We start from the raw sequence: 19,078 nt of genomic DNA on the forward strand, positions 1-19,078 counted from the left end.
AAAACGCCCGGCGCGAGGCCAGGCGTTCCTGCACTACCTTGGAAGCGGAGGCTTACGCCACCGTAGACGCCCGCAGTGCGGCAATGCGCTCTTCCAGCGGCGGGTGGCTCATGAACAGCTTCTTCGCCGTCGAACCGGCAATACCGAAGGCGGCGATCTGGGTCGGCAGCGTGCTCTGGCCGTGGTTGAGCTGCAGGCGCTCCAGCGCGGCGATCATCTTCTGGCGGCCGGCCAGCGAGGCACCGCCGGCATCGGCACGAAACTCACGGTGACGCGAGAACCACATCGCGATCATGGTGGCGAACAGGCCGAACACCATCTCCAGCACGAACACGATGATGTAGTACGCAAAACCGCGGCCGCCGCCTTCGCGGTTGCCCGACAGCGCGCTGTCGATGATGCCGCCGACCACGCGGGCCAGCACGATCACGAAGGTGTTCAGCACACCCTGCAGCAACGCCATGGTGATCATGTCACCGTTGGCGACGTGGGCGATCTCGTGGCCCAGCACTGCTTCGGCCTCGTCTTCGCTCATGTTGTGCAGCAGGCCGGTGGACACCGCCACCAGCGCATTGTTGCGGTTGGCACCGGTGGCGAAGGCGTTGATCTCCGGGCCCTCATACACCGCCACTTCAGGCATGCCGATGCCGGCCGCCTTGGCCTGGCGCTCGACGGTGGCCAGCAGCCAACGCTCGGTCTGGTTGCGTGGCTCGGTGATCACCACCGCACCGGTGGAGCGCTTGGCCATCCACTTGGACAGCAGCAGCGAAATGAAGGAGCCACCGAAACCGAAGATGCCGGCCATGATCAGCAGGCCGCTCATCTTGCTGGGGTCGGTTCCCGTCAGCGACATCACGATGCTGGCCAGGATCAGCACGGCAAAGTTCGTGGCCAGGAAGAGGGCTATACGGGTGAACATGGGAAATTCCGGCTCGGAAGGGGTCGATATCGATCAATTTGCGGTGCGGTCAGCTTGAATTCAAGCGCCAACCTGACCGACGATTCAGCCTGCATGACCTCCCCCATTCCCTGCGGCCGCTTCGCGCCCTCGCCGACCGGCCTGCTCCACCCCGGATCCCTGCTCGCCGCCTTCGGCAGCTGGCTGCTCGCGCGCCATCACGGCGGCTTGTGGCGGCTGCGCATCGAAGACGTCGATCCGCCGCGCACCGTGCCCGGTGCCGCCGAGTCACAACTGCGGGCACTGTCCGCGTTCGGCCTGGTCCATGATGGCCCGATCCTCTGGCAGAGCGCCCGTGGCGAGGTCTACCAGGCCGCACTGGATGTGCTGCTCGCCGATGATCTGGCCTTCATCTGCCACTGCAGCCGCAGCGAGCTGGCTGCCAGCGGCGGCATCCACCATCGCTGCGTTGCGCGGCAACCAAGACCGGACCCGGCCGTCCGCTTCCGCGTGCCGCCTGGCAGCCTCGTGCACTTCGACGATGGCCTGCGTGGCCCACAGCAGCAGGACGTGCATGCCGAGGTCGGCGACTTCGTGCTGCGCCGCGCCGACGGCTGCTGGGCGTACCAGCTGGCGGTGGTGGTGGACGACGCTGCACAGGGCGTGACCGAAGTGGTGCGTGGCGCCGACCTGCTCGATTCCACCGCGCGGCAGATCCTGCTGCAGCAGGCGCTGGGCCTGGCGGTGCCGCGCTACTGGCATCTACCCCTGCTGCTGGATGCACCGGGCCACAAGCTGTCCAAGTCACTGGCGGCGCTGGCGGTCGACAGCACGCGACCGGTGCCGGTGCTGCGCCAGCTCTGGCAGCTGCTCGGCCAGGCCCCCGCCGCGCTGGACCACGCGCAGGATCTGGACACGCTGTTCGCCGCCGCGCAACGGGCCTTCGACCCGGCGCGGCTGCCGCGTACCGATATCCTGCTGCCGGCCGGCGCACTTTCCGCGCCGATGTTGCAGAATCCCCCTTCCCCCACCTGATTCCCGGACAGCATTCCATGACATCTCGCGTCGCACTGGTCACCGGCGGAACCGGCGGCATCGGTACCGCCATCTGCCAACGCCTGGCCGACCAGGGCCACCGGGTCGCCACCAATTACCGCGACGAAGCCAAGGCCCGTGCCTGGCTGCAGGCGATGACCGAACGCGGCTACAGCGTGTCGATCTTCCCAGGTGATGTCTCCGATCCGGACAGCGCCGAGGCGATGGTGCGCGCGGTCGAGGCCGAGCTCGGGCCGGTCGAGATCCTGGTCAACAACGCTGGCATCACCCGCGACACCACCTTCCACCGCATGCGCGCGGACCAGTGGCACGATGTGATCAACACCAACCTCAATTCGGTGTTCAACGTCACCCGCCCGGTGATCGAGGGCATGCGCCGCCGCGGCTGGGGCCGGGTCATCCAGATCAGCTCGATCAACGGCCTGAAGGGCCAGTATGGCCAGGCCAACTACGCAGCGGCCAAGGCCGGCATGCACGGCTTCACCATCTCGCTGGCCCGCGAGAATGCCGGCTTTGGCATCACCGTCAACACCATTTCGCCCGGCTACGTCGCCACCGACATGGTGATGGCGGTGCCGGAGGAAGTGCGCGCCAAGATCATCGCCGACATCCCCACCGGGCGCCTGGGCAAGCCGGAAGAAATCGCCTACGGCGTGTCGTTCCTGGTGGCCGACGAGGCCTCGTGGATCACCGGCAGCAACCTGGACATCAACGGCGGCCACCATATGGGCTGGTAAGCCGCGCACGGGGTGGTTGCAGCGCGCGCTGCCGCCCCCTGCCGAGAGTCATGCTGCGCAGCACGCAAACCCTTGTTGCGCAACATGATCGCCGCCGAAAGCCAAGCCTGGCGGGGGCTGAGGCGGTTGCAACGGCTGCTGCACTGCGCCATGCTGCGCGTCTACTGTGACGAGTACCGCTTCATGGCTGCGACCCGCATCATCAAGAAGTATCCGAACCGCCGTCTCTACGACACCGAGATCTCCAGCTACATCACCATCGAGGACGTGCGCCAGCTGATCCTGGACGGTGAAGACTTCGAAGTCCGCGACGCCAAGAGCGGCGACGACCTCACGCGATCGGTCCTGCTGCAGATCATCGCCGACCAGGAACAGGACGGCGAACCGATGCTGTCCACCCAGCTGTTGAGCCAGCTGATCCGCTTCTACGGCGATTCCCTGCAGGGCTTCATGGGCAACTACCTGGAGCGCAGCATGCAGGTCTTCCTCGACCAGCAGCAGCAGTTCCGCCAGCAGATGGGCAACCTGCTGGGGCAGACGCCGTGGGCGATGATGAACCAGCTGACCGAGCGCAACCTGGAGCTGTGGCAGGAGTTCCAGCGCAACATGGGCACCGGTTTCGGCGGCCCGCGCCCGGGCGGTACCGGGACGGGTACCGGCGCCGGCAACAAGCCGAATGAAACCGGCACTGCCACCGGCACAGGTACGGGTAGCGGCGGCAAGACACGCCGCTGAGCCATTGGCCCGGCTGGAACGAAAACGGCGCGCCTCTGGCGCGCCGTTCTGTTTTGCAGTCCAGCCGCGATGCGTCAGCGTTTCGCCTTGCACCCCGTGCACACGCGCTCGACCTTGTAGCCCTTCGCCTTCAGCTTCTCGACCACGCCATCGTTGCCGAGCAGGTGAAGTGTGCCGACCACGACCAGCGTACCGCCCTGCCCGGCCTGCAGGTACGGCAGCAGCTTGGGCACCCATGCATCATTGCGACCGGTGTTGATGCGCTGGTACAGCTGCGGATACTGCTGGCGCATTTCCGCGGCCATCTTCGTCCACAGCACACGCTCATCGCCGCGGCGCCATGCGTCGTGCAGCTGGCGGGCCTGCTCATCACCCTTGCCGGCCTGGTCCAGCGCCTCGGACAGCATCTGCCGCTGCTCCTGCACGGTCATGCCGTCGAGCATGCCGATCTGGGTATCGATGTCTTCCAGGCCCGCCGTCTTGCGGCCAGTCTTCTGCGCGCGCTCCATGAAGTGCCGATCCAGGCCAAGGGCCGGGTCCAGCCCCATCTTCTGCATCTGCCCGACCGAAATGCTCAGGCCGACAAACCACGGCTTCATGCCCTGCATCTGCGCCAGTGGCAGCTTGTTCTCGGTGGCGAACGTCTGCAGTTTCTGCCAGGTGGCGGCATCAAGATCGCGCTTGAGTTCGCTGCCATCGGTACGGACCGCTGCCTGCACCATGCGGCTGGCCAGCTGTGGCGACTGCATGTCTTCCGGCGACAGCTCGAATACCACCCGCTGCGAGGCCTCGAACGCCTGCTCGACTTCGGGCGACAACGGATAGTCCTGCGGCTTCAGCAGGTGGAAGGAGCCGAGCAGGTAGAGGCGCGAGTCACCCGGGCCGGTCACTTTCCACAGCAACGGCACCGGCGGCTTGGCCGCCGCTGCGCCAGCGGTGTCGGCTTGCACGGTACGCGCTGCAACCAGCGGTGCCAGCGCACAGGCCGCCAATACAACGGCGGTACGCAACAGGGATCTGATCGGCATCTCAGCCTTCTCCTTCAGGCAGGTGGTAAGCCTTCTCGCCCGCTTCCACGCGCAGGTCCAGCCGGTTTTCCGGCGGCGCCAACGGGCAGGTCGCGTAGGCGGTGAACGCGCACGGTGGGTTGTAGGCGTGATTGAAATCGATGCGTACCGTGCCGTCGGCGCCGGGCGCATCGGTGTCCAGGTAGCGGCCGGCCGGATAACTGCCGCGGCCGCTGGTGCGGTCGGCGAAGATCAGGAACAGCGGCTGCCCGGGAGCACCGATCGCCTCCAGCCGCCAGGCGCGTCCATCGCGCTCGAACTCGACCGCACCGGCATTCGGCATCTCAGTGGTCAGGCCGGTGATATCAACGATCGGCATGGTCTTGCCCGGCGGATGCGGGATGAAGCGCGCCTGCACCTGCCAGTCCGGACCACCCGGCCAGTACTCCAGGCCGGCGAAATCGCGGCGTGCCGGTGCGTCAGCGTGCTTGACCCGCAGCGCATCGCGCGGACCGCGGCGAATGATGCCGAGCTGGCCCTTGCCACCATCGAAGGCCAGCAGGGTCGGCTGCGGATCCTTGTCGGTGTCGATGCGGATGCGGCCGCGCACCGGCTGGCCGTCATGGCTGATCTCGGCGCCCGCTTCCGGGGTGAACCACCACTGGCTGCCTTCGCGGCGCAGCAGGCCCAGCTTGTCCGGGCCGACCGCCAGGCGGATGCCATTGGTGGCGCCGCTTCCGACGAAATGCGATTTGTTCGGCAGCCAATGCAGGCCAACCAGTGCTGTCCAGCCATCGGGCCGGGTCAGGTCCTGGTAACGCGCCACGCGCCACTGCTGCTGCGCGGTGGCATAGGCTGGATCTTCAGCAACGGCCGGTGCCGGCGGCGTCGCCGGGCTGCAGGCCGCCAACAACAAGGCGGCCAGCAGGCCGCCCATTCCCCGATAACGCATCGATGCTCCCCTCAACGTCCGCGCAGGAACCAGCGGTCGATCTCCGCCAGCGAAAAACGGGCCCAGGTCGGTCGGCCGTGGTTGCACTGACCGGACCGCTCGGTGATTTCCATGTCGCGCAGCAGCGCGTTCATTTCCGGCACGGTCAACCGCCGGTTGGCGCGCACCGCGCCGTGGCAGGCCATGGTCGACAGCAGCTCGTCACGTGCAGTTGCCACGCGGCGGCTCTGGCCATGCTCGCGCAGGTCGGTCAGTACGTCACGCAGCAGGCCTTCCGGTTCGGCGTGGGCCAGCAGCGCCGGAATACTGCGTACATGCAGCGAGCCAGGGCCGGCGCGGGTCACCTCGAAGCCGAGTGCGGCCAATGTATCCGCCTCGCTCTCGGCGGTATCCGCCTCGCGCTCACCCACCGCCAGCGTGATCGGCACCAGCATCGGCTGCGACTGCAGGCCGATGCCATCGTGCGCGTTCTTCAGCCGCTCGTAGCCGATGCGTTCGTGCGCCGCATGCATGTCGACCACGATCAGGCCTTCGGCATTCTCGGCCAGGATGTAGATGCCGTGCAGCTGCGCGATCGCATAACCCAGCGGCGGCACGCCGGCGTCGGCGCTGGTCACCGGCAGCCCGTTCTCGGTCGGCATCGGCGGTAACGCCGCCCCGCGTTCTGCACCGGAGGGCGCGGCATACAGCGCAGCGTAGGCGGCCGGTGCATCGGCCACCTGCAGGCCCAGCGGCTGCTGCGGGCGCCAGCCTGAGAATCCGCCACCACCACCACCGGAGCCAGCACCGGGTGCGGGACCGCGCACCAGCCCGAAACCGGAGGCGCCCGCGGTCGATGCCATCGGTGCAGCGGCCGCATCCACCGGATGCATGGCGCCAGCACCGATCTCCTGCGCCGACATGCCGGCGCGGGTATCGGCCAGCGCATCCTTCAGCGTGCGGTAGACGAAGTCATGAACCAGCCGCGAATCACGGAAGCGCACTTCGTGCTTGGCCGGATGCACGTTGACGTCGACGCGAGTCGGATCCAACTCCAGGAACAGCACGTAAGCCGGCTGGCGGCCGTGGTACAGCACATCGCCGTAGGCCATCTTCACCGCGTGGGCGACGCTGCGGTCGCGCACCGAACGGCCATTGACGTACAGGTACTGCTGGTCGGCGCTGGCCCGAGAATAATGCGGCTGCGCGATCCAGCCGTGCAGGCGCAGTCCGGCACCGCTGTGGTCCACGCGCACCGCCTGGTTGGCGAAGTCCTCGCCCAGTGTTTCAGCCAATCGCGTATCGGAGTACAGGTCGCCCGGCTTGTAACGGCGTGACGCCTTGCCGTTGTGCGACACGCGCAGTTCGACATCCGGCCGCGCCAGCGCCAGCGAACGCAGCCACTCTTCGATATGACCCAGTTCGGTGCGCTCAGCGCGCAGGAACTTGCGCCGCGCCGGCACGTTGTAGAACAGCTCGCGTACTTCCACGGTGGTGCCCGGCGCATGCGCGCGCGGGGTCACTTCGCCGATCTTGCCGCCTTCGATCTGCAGCGCCGAGCCATGCTCGTCATGCGCGCGGCGCGAGGACAGGGTGAAGCGACTGACCGAGGCGATCGACGGCAGCGCTTCACCGCGGAAGCCGAGCGTGGCCACCGATTCGAGATCGTCGAGGTCGGCGATCTTGCTGGTGGCGTGGCGTGACACCGCCAGCGGCAACTGCTCCGGCGCGATGCCACTGCCGTTGTCGCGGATGCGGATCAGGCGCACGCCGCCCTCTTCCAGGTCGATATCGACGCGGCTGGCGCCCGCATCGATCGCATTCTCGACCAGTTCCTTGACCACCGATGCAGGACGCTCGACCACTTCGCCGGCGGCGATCTGGTTGATCAGGATGTCCGGCAACGGCCGGATCGGACGCGGGCCGGGCGCGCTCATGGGACGGAATGGGCAGCAGACTTCATGGGATGATGATAGCGGAGCCGCCCCTCCGCCGGGCATGGCCCGGCGCTACCCTACGCAATGCGTACCACGGGTTACTTGCTGCCACCGGCCATGGTGCCGGCGGCGTCGATCTCGGCCTGGGCGCGGGCCGCGTAGAGCGTGCCCGGCGGCGGCTGCCGGCTGAAGAAGGTATGCACGCCATCGAGCACCGCACCGGCGATCTTGCGCTGGTAGGCCGGGTCGATCAGGCGGCGCTCTTCGTCCGGGTTGGAGATGAACGCGGTTTCCACCAGCATCGCCGGCATGTCCGAAGTACGCAGTACCGCGAAGTTGGCACGCTCGATGTTCGGCTTGTGGTTGTTGCCGATCCGCTTCAGCCCGCCCAGCACGTGGCCGGCCGCGTCCTCGGACGCCTTCATGTAGCCGCTCTGGGCCAGGTCCAGCAGCACGTTGGCAAGCGTGCCTTCGGTCTGCTGCAGGCGCACGCCGCCGACCAGATCAGCCGCGTTTTCCTTGTCCGCCAGCCAGCGGGCGCGCTGCGAAGAGGCGCCCTTGGTCGACAGCACATACACCGATGAACCTGTTGCCGAGCGGTTCTCGGCAGCGTCAGCGTGGATCGAGATGAAGATGTCGGCCTTGTTCGCACGCGCCTTCTGCGCACGCATCGGCAGCGGAATGAACACGTCGCTGTCGCGGGTCAGGTAAGCCTTCAGGCCCGGCGTCGCGTTGACCTGGCGGGCCAGCTCACGCGCCACGGCTAGGGTCACATCCTTCTCGCGCTTGCCGGTCGGGCCGATCGCACCGGGGTCCTGGCCGCCGTGGCCCGGATCGATGGCCACCACCAGGTGGCGCATGCCGGCCTGCATGCGGATGCGCGAGGCATCGCTGGGCATGACCGGGCGCGGCGGCACGACCGTCGTCGGTACCGGCGCGGGGGCCGTAGCCGGCGGATTGGTCACTACCGCAGCAGTGCGCTGGCCGGCGAGGATCGCGGCCGGCGAGGAAGAAGGCGTGCTGCTGGCGGTGGTACCGGCGGCGGCGACCTGGGCCGGCGCGGTGGACGGTGCCGGCGTCGGCGTGGCCGGTGCGGCAGCGGCCGCGCTGGCCTGCTGCTGCACCTGTGCCGTCAGCAGCGCCGTGGCACGCGCGGCGTCTGAACGCGACTGCGCGCTTTCGGCAGGCGTCGGCGCCGGTGCGGCAACCGGTGCCTGCGGCGGCGGCACGGTCGGCGTCGCCGCCGGACGGCTGGCGGCCACGGCCGGGCCATCACCCGGCCATTCGATCACCAGCTTGGATTCATTGCCCTCGCGCTGCATCTGCGGGCGGAACGGCGCCACCGATTCAGCGAGGTCGAAAACGACACGGAAGGTACCCGGCACCGGCTGTCCGGTACGCACCGCCGTGACCACGCCCTGCGCAGCCGGCATCTTCAGATTGCGTATCGCGCTGGAGTCCGGGAAATCGACCACCAGCCGGTTCGGACCCGCCAGCGACAAGGTCTTGTAGCCGCCGCTGCCAACCAGCGAGATTTCGGCGCGGGTACCGGTCGCGCCGGTGTTCAGCAGGACCTGGCGGACTTCGCCGGCCCACGCACTGACGCTCGCCAGACTCAGTCCGACGGCGGCACAGATGGCAATGAGACGGTTCCCCGGGCGCATGGCTCAGGATTCAATCACCGCGCTGAACGGAATGCAACACCTTTTTCCTTAATAATCCGTAACCTGCCGGTGTTTGTTCTCGTCAGCCGGCAGAAATGGCCTGCAAGTCGCCCCCTTTGGGAAGCCGTTCCAGCCATTCACGTCCTGCGTCGCTGGCCCCAGTGAGACGAACACGCCGCCCTTGCCCCTCGATTTCCAGGGCCACCACCAGGTCAGTCGGCGGCAACGCACCGGCCCCGCGCTCGGGCCATTCGACCAGCCACAGCACCGCGCTGCCCTCGTCCAGGCCGAGAAAATCCAGTTCGCCGGCCTGGCCGATGCGGTACAGGTCCAGGTGCCAGGCCTCGCCGCCACTGGCCAGTGGATAGCGCTCGACCAAGGTGTAGGTTGGGCTGCGGATCGCACCCTGTACCCCCAGCGCGCGCAGCAGTGCCCGCGCAGTGGTGGACTTGCCGGCGCCCAGGTCGCCACGCAGTTCGATCAGCGCCTGCGGCGGCCGGGTGGCCGCCAGCCACTGCCCGAGCAGTTCGGTGGCATCGCTGTCGGCAAGGAAGAAATCGATCATCGAGAGAGTTCCGGGTTGGCCAGTCGCCGCAGCGGCGACAGCAGATCAGTAGGAAGCAGGCCGCGCGCGCCATCGGCGGCAGCTACATCGCCCGCGAGCGCATGCAACAGCGCACCGGCCGCAGCGGCGTCGAAGGCGGCCAGGCCCTGCGCGCGCAGGCTGGCGATGATGCCGGTCAGCAGGTCCCCCATGCCACCGACAGCCATGCCGGGATTGCCGGCGGCAATCAGTCGTGGCCGATGTCCTGGGGCGGCCACGATGCTGCCAGCCCCTTTCAGCACCACCACCGCGTGGAAACGTTCGGCCAGCGCCTGTGCGCAGGTGAAGCGGTCGGCCTGGATATCAGGCGTGCTGCAACCGAGCAGACGCGCAGCCTCGCCGGGGTGCGGCGTGAGAATGGCTTCGGGCAGTGCGCGCGGGTCCTGCGCCAACAGATTCAGGGCATCGGCATCGATCACCAGTGGCTTGCCGCATGCCAGCACCCGCGCAAACAATGCGCGTGCCCACTCGTCCTGGCCCAGCCCGGGCCCGATCGCCACCACCCTGGCCTTGTCCAGCAGCGCCGGCAGTGCGTCGCCGTCTTCCAGCGCGTGGGTCATCGCCTCGGGCAGGCGTGCCAGCAACGGGCCGACATGGTCGCGGCGGGTGCCGAGGCTGAGCAGGCCAGCGCCCGCCCGCAGCGCCGCTTCGGCGGCCATCGCGATGGCGCCGCCGCTGCCGTGGTTGCCACCCACGCACAGCACATGGCCGGATTCGCCCTTGTGGGTATTGGCGCGGCGCGGCGGCAGCAGTACCGGCAAGCGAGCCTGGGTCCAGTGCTCCGCGGCGGGTGACACGCCCTGCCATGCGGCCGCGGGTAGCTGCAGCGGCGCCAGCACCTTATGGCCACAATGATCCAGCGCGTCGCCGGTATACAGGCCGCGATGCGGCACGATGAACTGCAGGGTCAAAGCGGCCTTCACGGCCACGCCCGGTACGGCACCGCGATCGGCATCGACGCCACTGGGGACGTCCAGCGCCAGCACCGGCGCCGTTTGCGCGTTGAGCGCGGTTATCAACGCCTGCGCCGCGCCCTCCGGCGCGCGGTCGAAGCCCAGCCCGAACAGGCCATCGACCCATATATCGGCCTCGGGCAGCGTGCCGTCGAATGCGGCAACAATGCCACCCGCGCGGGCGAATTCCGATGCTGCACGCTGTGCCAGCACGGTTGACGGCGACTTCCCCGGCAAGGCGATCACCATCACCTCGCGCCCGGCCTGCAGCGCGTGACGGGCCAGCACATGGCCATCGCCGCCGTTGTTGCCCGCGCCGACCACCACGCCGATCCGCTGCGCCTGCGGCCAGTGCTGCAGCAGGCACTGCCAGGCGGCCAGGCCGGCCTGCGCCATCAGGCCCCAACCGCCCTCGGCGGCAAGCGTCGAGGCCTGCTCATCAAGCGCACGTGCGGCAGCGGAATCGAACAGATCGGCAAGGTTGGCCATGCGGGGATTTTATACTGGTGCACATGTCCCCCGTCCCCGCCCCTGTCGATCCGGCCCAGGCCGTACAGCGCATCCGCGAACTGGCCCGTGCGCATGGCTTCCAGCGCTGCGGCATTGCCGGCATCGAGCTGGGCGAGGATGAAGCGCACCTGGCCGACTGGCTTGGCCAGGGCCTGTACGGCACGATGGACTGGATGGCGCGCCACGGCACCCTGCGCGCCCGCCCGGCCGAGCTGCTGCCCGGCACCGTGCGGGTGATCTCGGTGGGCATGGATTACAGCCACAAGGACGACACCGAAGCCTGGGCAACCCTGGCCGATCCCGGCCGCGCCTACGTGGCCCGTTACGCGCTGGGCCGCGACTACCACAAGCTGATGCGCAACCGCCTGCAGAAGCTGGCCACGCAGATCAACGACGAAGTGGCGCCACTGGGCTACCGCGTGTTCGTCGATTCGGCGCCGGTGCTGGAACGCGCACTGGCGCGCAACGCTGGCCTGGGCTGGATTGGCAAGCACACCTGCCTGATCGACCGCCACGGCGGCTCCTGGTTCTTCATCGGCGAGATCTACATCGACATCCCGCTGCCGATCGACACCCCGGCCAGCGCCCACTGCGGCACCTGCACGCGCTGCATCGATGTCTGCCCCACCCGCGCGATCACCGGCCCGCAGCGCCTGGACGCGCGTCGCTGCATTTCCTACCTGACCATCGAACATGATGGCGCCATCCCCGAGGACATGCGGCCGTTGATCGGCAACCGCATCTACGGCTGCGATGACTGCCAGCTGGTCTGCCCCTGGAACAAGTTCGCCAAGCGCACCGACGAAGCCGATTTCCGTGCGCGCAACCATCTGGACACCGCGCGCCTGGACCAGTTGTTCGCCTGGGACGAAGCCGAGTTCCTGCGCTGTACCGAAGGCAGCCCTATCCGCCGCAGCGGCCACGAGCGTTGGCTGCGCAACATCGCCGTGGCACTTGGCAACGCGCCGGCCTCGACCGATGCGCTGGCCGCCCTGCACACCCGCGTCGACGATCCCTCGCCCGTGGTGCGCGAGCACGTGCAGTGGGCGCTGGCCCAGCACGGCGCGCGCTGACGTGCGATCCTGAGCGCCCTGCTCTGCCCGTCACCGCCGTACCCATGCAGCCACGCAACAACGACGTCCTCACCCCCAGCCAGCTCAACACCCTGGCCCGCGACCTGCTGGAAGGCAGCTTCCCGGCGATCTGGGTCGAAGCCGAGCTGGGCAGCGTGGCCCGCCCCGCGTCCGGGCACCTGTATTTCACCCTGAAGGATGCGCGCGCGCAGCTGCGTGCAGCGATGTTCCGGATGAAGGCGCAGTACCTGAAGTTCGTGCCGCGCGAGGGCATGCGCGTGCTGGTGCGCGGCAAGGTGACGCTGTACGACGCACGTGGCGAGTACCAGATGGTGCTGGACCACATGGAGGAAGCCGGCGAGGGCGCACTGCGCCGCGCCTTCGAGGAACTGAAGGCACGCCTGGAAGCCGAGGGCCTGTTCGACCCGGCACGCAAGCGCCCGATGCCTGCACACGTACAGCGCCTGGCGGTGATCACCTCGCCCACCGGTGCCGCCGTTCGCGACGTGCTGAGCGTGCTGGGCCGCCGTTTCCCGCTGCTGGAAGTGGACCTGCTGCCGACCCTGGTCCAGGGCAACAGCGCCGCCGCGCAGATCACCCGCCTGCTGCAGGCCGCTGATGCCAGTGGCCGCTACGACGTGATCCTGCTGACCCGCGGTGGTGGATCGCTGGAAGACCTGTGGGCGTTCAACGATGAAGTGCTGGCTCGCGCGATCGCCGCCAGCCGCACCCCGGTGGTGTCGGCGGTGGGCCACGAAACCGACTTCAGCCTCAGCGATTTCGCCGCCGACCTGCGCGCACCAACGCCTTCGGTGGCAGCTGAACTGCTGGTACCCGATCAACGCGAACTGGCGTTGCGCCTGCGCCGCACGGCCGCGCGCATGGTGCAGCTGCAACGGCATACGATGCAGCAGGCCATGCAGCGCGCCGACCGCGCCCTGCTGCGCCTGAACGCACAGAGCCCGCAGGCCCGGCTGGACCTGCTGCGCCGCCGCCAGCTCGATCTGGGCCGGCGCCTGCATGCTGCATTCAATCAGCAGCAGGAACGCCGTGCCGCGCGCCTGCGGCATGCGGCGGCGGTGCTGCGCGGTCACCATCCACAGCGCCAGCTCGACGCGATGCAGCGCCGTCTGGCTGCCCTGCGGGGGCGCCCGCAGGCCGCGATGCAGCGTCTGCTGGAGCGCGACGCACTGCGCCTGCGCGGGCTGGCGCGTTCGCTGGAAGCAGTCAGCCCGCTGGCCACCGTGGCCCGTGGCTACAGCATCCTGACCCGCAGCGACGATGGCGCACTGGTGCGCCAGGTCGATCAGGTGCAGCCGGGTGACGCCCTGCAGGCCCGCGTCGGCGACGGCGTGATCGACGTGCAGGTCAAGTAAAGGGTTGTTCGGCAGGGCTGCGCCCTGCACCTGCCGAAGCGTTCAAGCGACAGCAACAGCCGAAGCAACAGCCAAGCTGGTATTCCGTGGGATGGCGGGGCGGTGTGGCTGTGCAGGACACGCCGTAAACCCATCCATGGGGGCTCGATGGCGCCATCCATGGCGCCAACGGTCCTGCACAGCCACACCACCCCACCCTCGACAGTTTCCCGGTGACGGTCGGTAGATCCACGCCACGCGTGGATGAATCTCCATCGAAATCGAATATTTCGAGTTGAGATCGACAGGCATCCACGCATGGCGTGGATCTACCGTGTCGACCAAGGTCGACACCTACCAACAGCAGCAGAAATCTGTCGAAGGCGGGGTGGGTCCGGTTGCGGGAGTGTCCGCGGCATGGATGCCGCGGCCAAGCCCCCATGGACGGGTTTACGGCGTCTCCCGCAACCGGACCCACCCCGCCATCCCGCGGAATGCACGCTGTTGCTGTTGCTGTTGCTGTTGCTCTGGCTTGTAGCAGGTGCAGGGCGCAGCCCTGCCGAACAACCCCCTACTTTGCCTGCTCGCAGAACTTCTGCCGGTACTCGAGCGCCTTGGGCATCAGCGCCTGCAGGTTCTGGATGCGGGTACCCGGGTTGGGATGGGTCGAGGAGAATTCCGGTGGTGCCTGACCACCGCTGGCCTGGCCCATGCGCTGCCACAGCGGCACCGCCTCGCGTGGATCGAAGCACGCCGCCGCCGCCAGCATCAGCCCCACTTCGTCAGCCTGGGTCTCGTGGCTGCGCGCATACGGCAACAAGTAACCGTAGCCCATCGCCGACATCATCATCTGTTGCTGCTGCGCGTCCATGCCGCTGGCTGCGCCAGCCACCTGCCCGATCTGGGTCAGCTTCTGCTGGGCCATGCGCTGTGCACCATGGCGTAGCAGCGCATGGGCGATTTCATGGCCCATCACCACCGCCATCGCATCGCGGGTGCGCGCCACCGGCACCAGGCCGGTGTACACCGCCATCTTGCCGCCCGGCAGGCAGAACGCATTGGCCTGCTCGGACGGGATCACGTTCACTTCCCACTGGAAATCACGCGCGAAATGCGCCGGCTGCACACCGTGCTCCTGCGCCAGTGCGGTCTCAACCACGTCCACCTTGGCGATCAGTCGCTGGGCGATGTCGCGCACGTCGCGTGCGATCGGCGCATTCGGGTCCATCGGCCGTTCCTGCGACAGGATCTGCTGGTAGGCCTGCAGCCCCAGTGCAGTCTCCTGGCGCGCATCCAGGCTGCTGTCGATCATCACCTTCTCGCCGGTGTAGGGATCGATCGTGCGGTTGGAGAACCAGTAGAACGCGGCGTAACCGGCGGCCAGCAGCAGCACCCACCAACGGATGTTGCCGAACAGGCCGCGCCGCTGCGGGCCCTGCTGCGAGCGGGAGAAGGGATCGTTGCTCATCGGGAGATCTTCCAGCAGCCCCGCCGGCCGGCGGGTACGGCGCAATCTTAGTGCGCCGATGCCCGTAGCGGGTGAAGCCGGACGCCGGTCAGATGCCGCGCACCAGGCGGAAGCCGATGCGCGCGTTGGTGGTGTCTGAATCCTGTGACTGCCGCCAGGCGGCGCGGGTCTGCTCGGGCGCGTTGGCCCAGTTGCCGCCACGGATCACCCGGGCCCGGCAGCCCGGGTTGAACCAGGCCGCGCCATCGGAGGGCGCACGCCGGTAGCTGGCATGCCAGCAATCGGCCACCCATTCGCTGAGGTTGCCACCCATGTCGTGCAGGCCGAACGCATTGGCCCGGAAGCTGGCCACCGGTGCCGGCCCCCACCAGCCATCGCCATAACCGACGAAGGCGTTGTGCCAGTGCCGCCCCGAGGGCGACACATCCTTGCTGCCGGTGAAGTTGCCACTGCCAGGCGGCGGTATGCCGGCGTCACCCCACGGATAGCGGCCACTGCTGCCGCCACGCAGCGCGTACTCGAACTCAGCCTCACTGGGCAACCGGTAGCTGCGACCGGTCTGCTCGGACAACCAGGCCGCATAGTTCTCGGCGTCGCGCACGCTGACATGCATCACCGGGGCATTGCCCAGCGCGCGGGCGCCGTCGTAATCCGAACGCCAATCCACGCCGCTGCGGCGGATGAAATTGCCGCTGCGCTCGTCATAGACCACCGAATGTCCGCGACGGCTCGCACGTGGCCGCGCGTTGGTCGCCTTCACGTAGCGCTCGAAATCGCCAACCGTGACCTCGGTGATCGCCATCGCGAAGCCACGATCGAAACGCACGTAATGCGAGGGCCGTTCGGAATCAGAGGCGCCCGGCTCCGCATCGCCTGCGCCCATCTGGAAGCCCCCATGCGGGACCACCACCATCTGCGGACCGCGGCCGCCGTCACGCATCGCATCGCTGAACACCTGGCCCGGTCGGAAGCTGCCGTAGTGCGTGGCCAGGTCGATACGCTCGCGCAGCTGGGCTACCACCGGGTCACCCGGCAGGGCGATGCGCAGGGCTTCGCCCAGCTTCTCACGCGCCGGCTTCAGACCCTGTGGCGTGGTCAGGTCACGCAGGCCGTCGTCACGCAGCTGCAGCAATACGGTCGCCCGGATCTGCTCGATGCGCTCGAATGCATCGGCAATGGTCGGCGACGAGTCCCGCACCTTGCTGGCCTCGGCCAACCAGCTGCCGGCGCTGGCGAAATCACGCGCGCGCGCGGCCTCTTCTGCACGCCGGATCAGCCCGCTCTCAGCCGCTGCCAGGCCCTGGCGCGCCCGGCTGTTGTGTTCATCCAGCGCCAGCGCCTCGCGGAAATTGCCGATCGCACCGTCGCCGTCCTCGCCAATCCGGTCGGCGCGCAGGTCCTCTTCGCCGGCACGGTTGTAGGCCACCACCCGCTGCGCGTTCTCCACCCGGCCCTGCAGCGCCCGCACGGTCTCGTCCTTGGGCGCCAGGGTCAGCAGCACCAGTGCCTGGCGGCTGGCCTCGGCCAGTGCTTCGCGCTGTTTCAGCGGGCGTACCAGCAGCGCATCGGCCTGCTGCTGCAGGCGCTGGCGCGCGCGCTGCAGGCCCAGTCGCGCCTGGCGGTCATCCGGGTCTTCTTCCTGGACCGCCAGCCACAGCGGGATGGCCGCGTCGGCGTCCTCGTACAGGCGGCCATCGGCGTACGCCTGCGTTGCGGCACGGCGCAACTGGGCCAGGCTGCGGCCCTGCCGGTCCACCCTTGGCGGCGTCCACTGCTGCACGTCCTCGGCGGCATCCTCGCCGGCGATGGTCACACTGCCCCGGGCCACCTGCGGGTTGTCATCAGCGCCCTTGTCCGCGGCCGGACGCGCTTCATCAGCAGTCGTCCGGTCCGCCGTCGCGGGGGGCGACGGCGTGCAACCGGCCAGGGCCACGGCCAGGGCGGTGCACAGCACGGACGACAGCGGAAAACGCAAGCGGGATCTCCTTCAGCACGGACGCGGACCGACGTTAGGCTATTCTCCCCTCCCTGAGCAAACCCGAGTAGTAGGCCCTGACCCGTGGCAACCTGGATCACCACCCCCACCGAGCTGGATGCGTACTTCCAGCAGCGCCCCTCCCGCATCGGCCTGGACACCGAATTCATTCGTGAACGCACCTTCTGGCCGCAGCTGGCGCTGGTGCAGATGGCGGTCGGCCAGGACATCCTGCTGATCGACCCGCTGATTCCCGGCATGACCGAGGCGCTGGCACCGTGGCTGGCCGACGAATCAATCATCAAGGTGATGCACAGCGCCAGCGAAGACCTGGTCGCCTTCAAGTGGGCCTGTGGCGTGCTGCCACGACCGCTGTTCGACACCCAGATCGGCGCGTCACTGGCCGGCATCGGCGGCGGCATGGGCTACCAGAAGCTGGTGGCTGAGATCACCGGCGTGGCATTGGCCAAGGGCGAGACCCGCTCTGACTGGATGCGCCGGCCGCTGTCGGAGTCGCAGCTGCAGTACGCCGCCGACGACGTCGAGCATCTGTTCGCGATGCATGTCGCCATCGATGCCAAGCTGCAGGCGCTCGGCCGCCAGCAGTGGCTGCATGACGACGGCGAGCGCCTGCTGGCCAGCGTCGCCAATGACGAGGACCGCTGGCCGCACCTGTCGATGCGCTCGGCGCAGTTCCTTGATGCCGCCGCGCAGCACCGCCTGCTGCGCCTGCTGCGCTGGCGCGATGTGCAGGCACGCAGCAGCGACCGCCCGCGCAGCTGGATCCTGGACAACGAACTGGCGGCGACCCTGGCGCGTACGCCACCAGCCGACGCCGACGCGTTGGCCAAGCTGTTCGAGCAGTTCCCCAAGGCACCGCGCAAGCTCGCCGCTGCCGTGTGGCAGGCGCTGGACACTCCGCTGGCCGACGAAGCCGAAGCGCCGCTGGCGTTGCCGGCCAACGACAGCAACAAGCAGGCGCTGAAAAAGCTGCAGGATGCGGTGGCCGAACGCAGCCGAGAGCTGGGCCTGCCCGATGGCATCCTCGCCTCGCGCAAGCACCTCGAAAGCTATCTGGAACGTCGCCAATGGCCGGCCGCACTGGCCGGCTGGCGCCAGCAGGAACTGGAATCGCGGCTGCAGGCACTGCTGCCCGCATAAGAAAACCGACCGCATTGGTCGCCCGGCAGGGCGGCCCTGCCGATGATCGACAAGGACGTTGCTGCATGCCTGCGTGGCTCCAATCCGGCACATCACGATGGATGACAGCCTCGCTGCTGATGCTGGCGTCCAGCAGCATTGCAGCGCCTTCCTGCCCACCCACATCCGGAGTTGCAGTGGCACAGACGCCAGAGTCCATCAGCGAAGCCCTTTCGCGGGGCGATCTGCAAGCCGCAATTGAGGTGCTGCGCGATCCACAGCGTTATCGCGTGTTGTTCAAGGATCCGCACGGCGCGGAGCGCTACATCGCGCTGGCACAACAGGTCGCCGACGATGCCCCGCAGAACCCCTGCATCGATCGCAGCAGCCTGCTCAATGCCTACACCGTACTGGCCAGCGGGCTGGATCTTTCCCGCTCGGTCCACTACCTGGCACTGTCGGCCGCACTGATCGAACAGGATGCCGATGCCAGCGAGCAGGACACGCTCGTGCCTGCGCTGCATCCGCATGCCCTGATGCATGGCTACTTCGAAGCCGGCGGTGGACTGGCACTGGAAGGTGCTGTACCCGGCATCGATCGCGCCGAAGTCACCGCGTGGCGCTACGGCCACACCACACTGGCCTACCAGCCGGACCTGCTGCTCGCGTTCCCGCTGCGCATGGATGCCCGCCAACGCCAGCGCCTGTTCGAGGTAACCGGCTTCACCCTGCTGCCGGCATCGCAATGGCATGACGCCGCCGCACTTCGCGCCATCATCCGCAGCGATGCCTACCTTGACTGGCTGGAGTCGGCGCCCCTGCATCTTGCCTCGCGCTTGTCGATGGCATTGGAAGAAATGGCCACGCCACCCTGGCCGGAGCATCTGCGTGCATCCGGCTATCGGGTCCATGGCGGGACACCCGGGGATGATGGGGCCGATTCCGATTGAGCAACGAAAAGGGCGGCCCGGATCACCGGGCCGCCCTTTGCATTCCGTCGATGCGATGGCGGGACAGTGCCCGCCATCGCGACAG

General features: G+C 68.1%; 16 protein-coding genes. 7 read left to right on the forward strand and 9 right to left on the reverse strand.

Annotated features, from left to right (window positions below):
- Positions 1 to 52: 52 nt before the first annotated feature.
- Positions 53 to 919 carry a protease HtpX gene (gene htpX, locus AC07M7_RS06330; RefSeq protein ID WP_019336842.1) on the reverse strand — a complete coding sequence of 289 codons (867 nt, stop codon included), beginning with the start codon at positions 917 to 919 and terminating at the stop codon, positions 53 to 55.
- Between the two features lie 93 nt (positions 920 to 1,012).
- Here htpX and gluQRS point away from each other — a divergent pair, with 93 nt between their 5' ends.
- From gluQRS to phaR, 3 genes are all read left to right on the forward strand, one after another.
- Positions 1,013 to 1,933 carry a tRNA glutamyl-Q(34) synthetase GluQRS gene (gluQRS, locus tag AC07M7_RS06335; RefSeq protein WP_136639847.1) on the forward strand — a complete coding sequence of 307 codons (921 nt, stop codon included), beginning with the start codon at positions 1,013 to 1,015 and terminating at the stop codon, positions 1,931 to 1,933.
- A 17-nt stretch (positions 1,934 to 1,950) separates the two neighbouring features.
- Positions 1,951 to 2,691, forward strand: a complete 741-nt coding sequence (locus AC07M7_RS06340; RefSeq protein ID WP_006379851.1) for a beta-ketoacyl-ACP reductase — start codon at positions 1,951 to 1,953, stop codon at positions 2,689 to 2,691.
- Between the two features lie 183 nt (positions 2,692 to 2,874).
- A complete protein-coding gene (gene phaR / locus AC07M7_RS06345; protein ID WP_428709395.1) occupies positions 2,875 to 3,426 on the forward strand; it encodes a polyhydroxyalkanoate synthesis repressor PhaR in 552 nt (183 codons plus the stop codon).
- A 74-nt stretch (positions 3,427 to 3,500) separates the two neighbouring features.
- On the opposite strand, the gene AC07M7_RS06350 is transcribed toward phaR, so the two are convergent.
- From AC07M7_RS06350 to AC07M7_RS06375, 6 genes are all read right to left on the reverse strand, one after another.
- On the reverse strand, positions 3,501 to 4,454 hold the full coding sequence (locus AC07M7_RS06350) for a TraB/GumN family protein (protein WP_480983112.1): 954 nt from the start codon (positions 4,452 to 4,454) through the stop codon (positions 3,501 to 3,503).
- 1 nt (position 4,455) lies between these two features.
- Positions 4,456 to 5,385 (reverse strand): DUF1684 domain-containing protein, encoded by a 930-nt coding sequence (locus AC07M7_RS06355; RefSeq protein ID WP_046985044.1) that lies wholly within the window; start codon positions 5,383 to 5,385, stop codon positions 4,456 to 4,458.
- An 11-nt stretch (positions 5,386 to 5,396) separates the two neighbouring features.
- The gene (gene mutL, locus AC07M7_RS06360) at positions 5,397 to 7,301 is read right to left on the reverse strand and encodes a DNA mismatch repair endonuclease MutL (protein WP_100469053.1); all 1,905 of its coding nucleotides are present in this window, start codon (positions 7,299 to 7,301) and stop codon (positions 5,397 to 5,399) included.
- A gap of 98 nt (positions 7,302 to 7,399) precedes the next feature.
- Positions 7,400 to 8,965: an N-acetylmuramoyl-L-alanine amidase gene (locus AC07M7_RS06365; RefSeq protein ID WP_136639843.1), complete on the reverse strand. Its 1,566-nt coding sequence runs from the start codon at positions 8,963 to 8,965 to the stop codon at positions 7,400 to 7,402.
- A gap of 82 nt (positions 8,966 to 9,047) precedes the next feature.
- Positions 9,048 to 9,530 carry a tRNA (adenosine(37)-N6)-threonylcarbamoyltransferase complex ATPase subunit type 1 TsaE gene (gene tsaE / locus AC07M7_RS06370; protein WP_046985047.1) on the reverse strand — a complete coding sequence of 161 codons (483 nt, stop codon included), beginning with the start codon at positions 9,528 to 9,530 and terminating at the stop codon, positions 9,048 to 9,050.
- A complete protein-coding gene (locus AC07M7_RS06375) occupies positions 9,527 to 11,011 on the reverse strand; it encodes an NAD(P)H-hydrate dehydratase (RefSeq protein ID WP_495206968.1) in 1,485 nt (494 codons plus the stop codon). The genes tsaE and AC07M7_RS06375 overlap by 4 nt, the downstream gene beginning before the upstream one ends.
- Positions 11,012 to 11,034: 23 nt before the next feature.
- Between AC07M7_RS06375 and queG the strand changes: the two genes are divergently transcribed.
- Both queG and xseA read left to right on the forward strand, forming a co-directional pair.
- A complete protein-coding gene (gene queG, locus AC07M7_RS06380; protein ID WP_495206969.1) occupies positions 11,035 to 12,105 on the forward strand; it encodes a tRNA epoxyqueuosine(34) reductase QueG in 1,071 nt (356 codons plus the stop codon).
- A 44-nt stretch (positions 12,106 to 12,149) separates the two neighbouring features.
- Positions 12,150 to 13,481 (forward strand): exodeoxyribonuclease VII large subunit, encoded by a 1,332-nt coding sequence (gene xseA, locus AC07M7_RS06385; RefSeq protein WP_428710468.1) that lies wholly within the window; start codon positions 12,150 to 12,152, stop codon positions 13,479 to 13,481.
- A gap of 550 nt (positions 13,482 to 14,031) precedes the next feature.
- Here the strand turns inward: xseA and AC07M7_RS06390 are convergent.
- Together AC07M7_RS06390 and AC07M7_RS06395 are read right to left on the reverse strand one after the other, a co-directional pair.
- Entirely contained in the window at positions 14,032 to 14,928 is an 897-nt protein-coding gene (locus AC07M7_RS06390) for a M48 family metallopeptidase (RefSeq protein ID WP_482997771.1), read from the reverse strand.
- 88 nt (positions 14,929 to 15,016) lie between these two features.
- Positions 15,017 to 16,903: a formylglycine-generating enzyme family protein gene (locus tag AC07M7_RS06395; RefSeq protein ID WP_253079398.1), complete on the reverse strand. Its 1,887-nt coding sequence runs from the start codon at positions 16,901 to 16,903 to the stop codon at positions 15,017 to 15,019.
- An 84-nt stretch (positions 16,904 to 16,987) separates the two neighbouring features.
- On the opposite strand from AC07M7_RS06395, the gene rnd reads away from it, so the two are divergent.
- Both rnd and AC07M7_RS06405 read left to right on the forward strand, forming a co-directional pair.
- Entirely contained in the window at positions 16,988 to 18,064 is a 1,077-nt protein-coding gene (rnd, locus tag AC07M7_RS06400; protein WP_495206970.1) for a ribonuclease D, read from the forward strand.
- Positions 18,065 to 18,240: 176 nt separating this feature from the next.
- On the forward strand, positions 18,241 to 18,993 hold the full coding sequence (locus tag AC07M7_RS06405; RefSeq protein ID WP_495206971.1) for a hypothetical protein: 753 nt from the start codon (positions 18,241 to 18,243) through the stop codon (positions 18,991 to 18,993).
- Positions 18,994 to 19,078: the final 85 nt, after the last annotated feature.

Source organism: Stenotrophomonas sp. GW821-FHT09E08, from assembly GCF_059416125.1.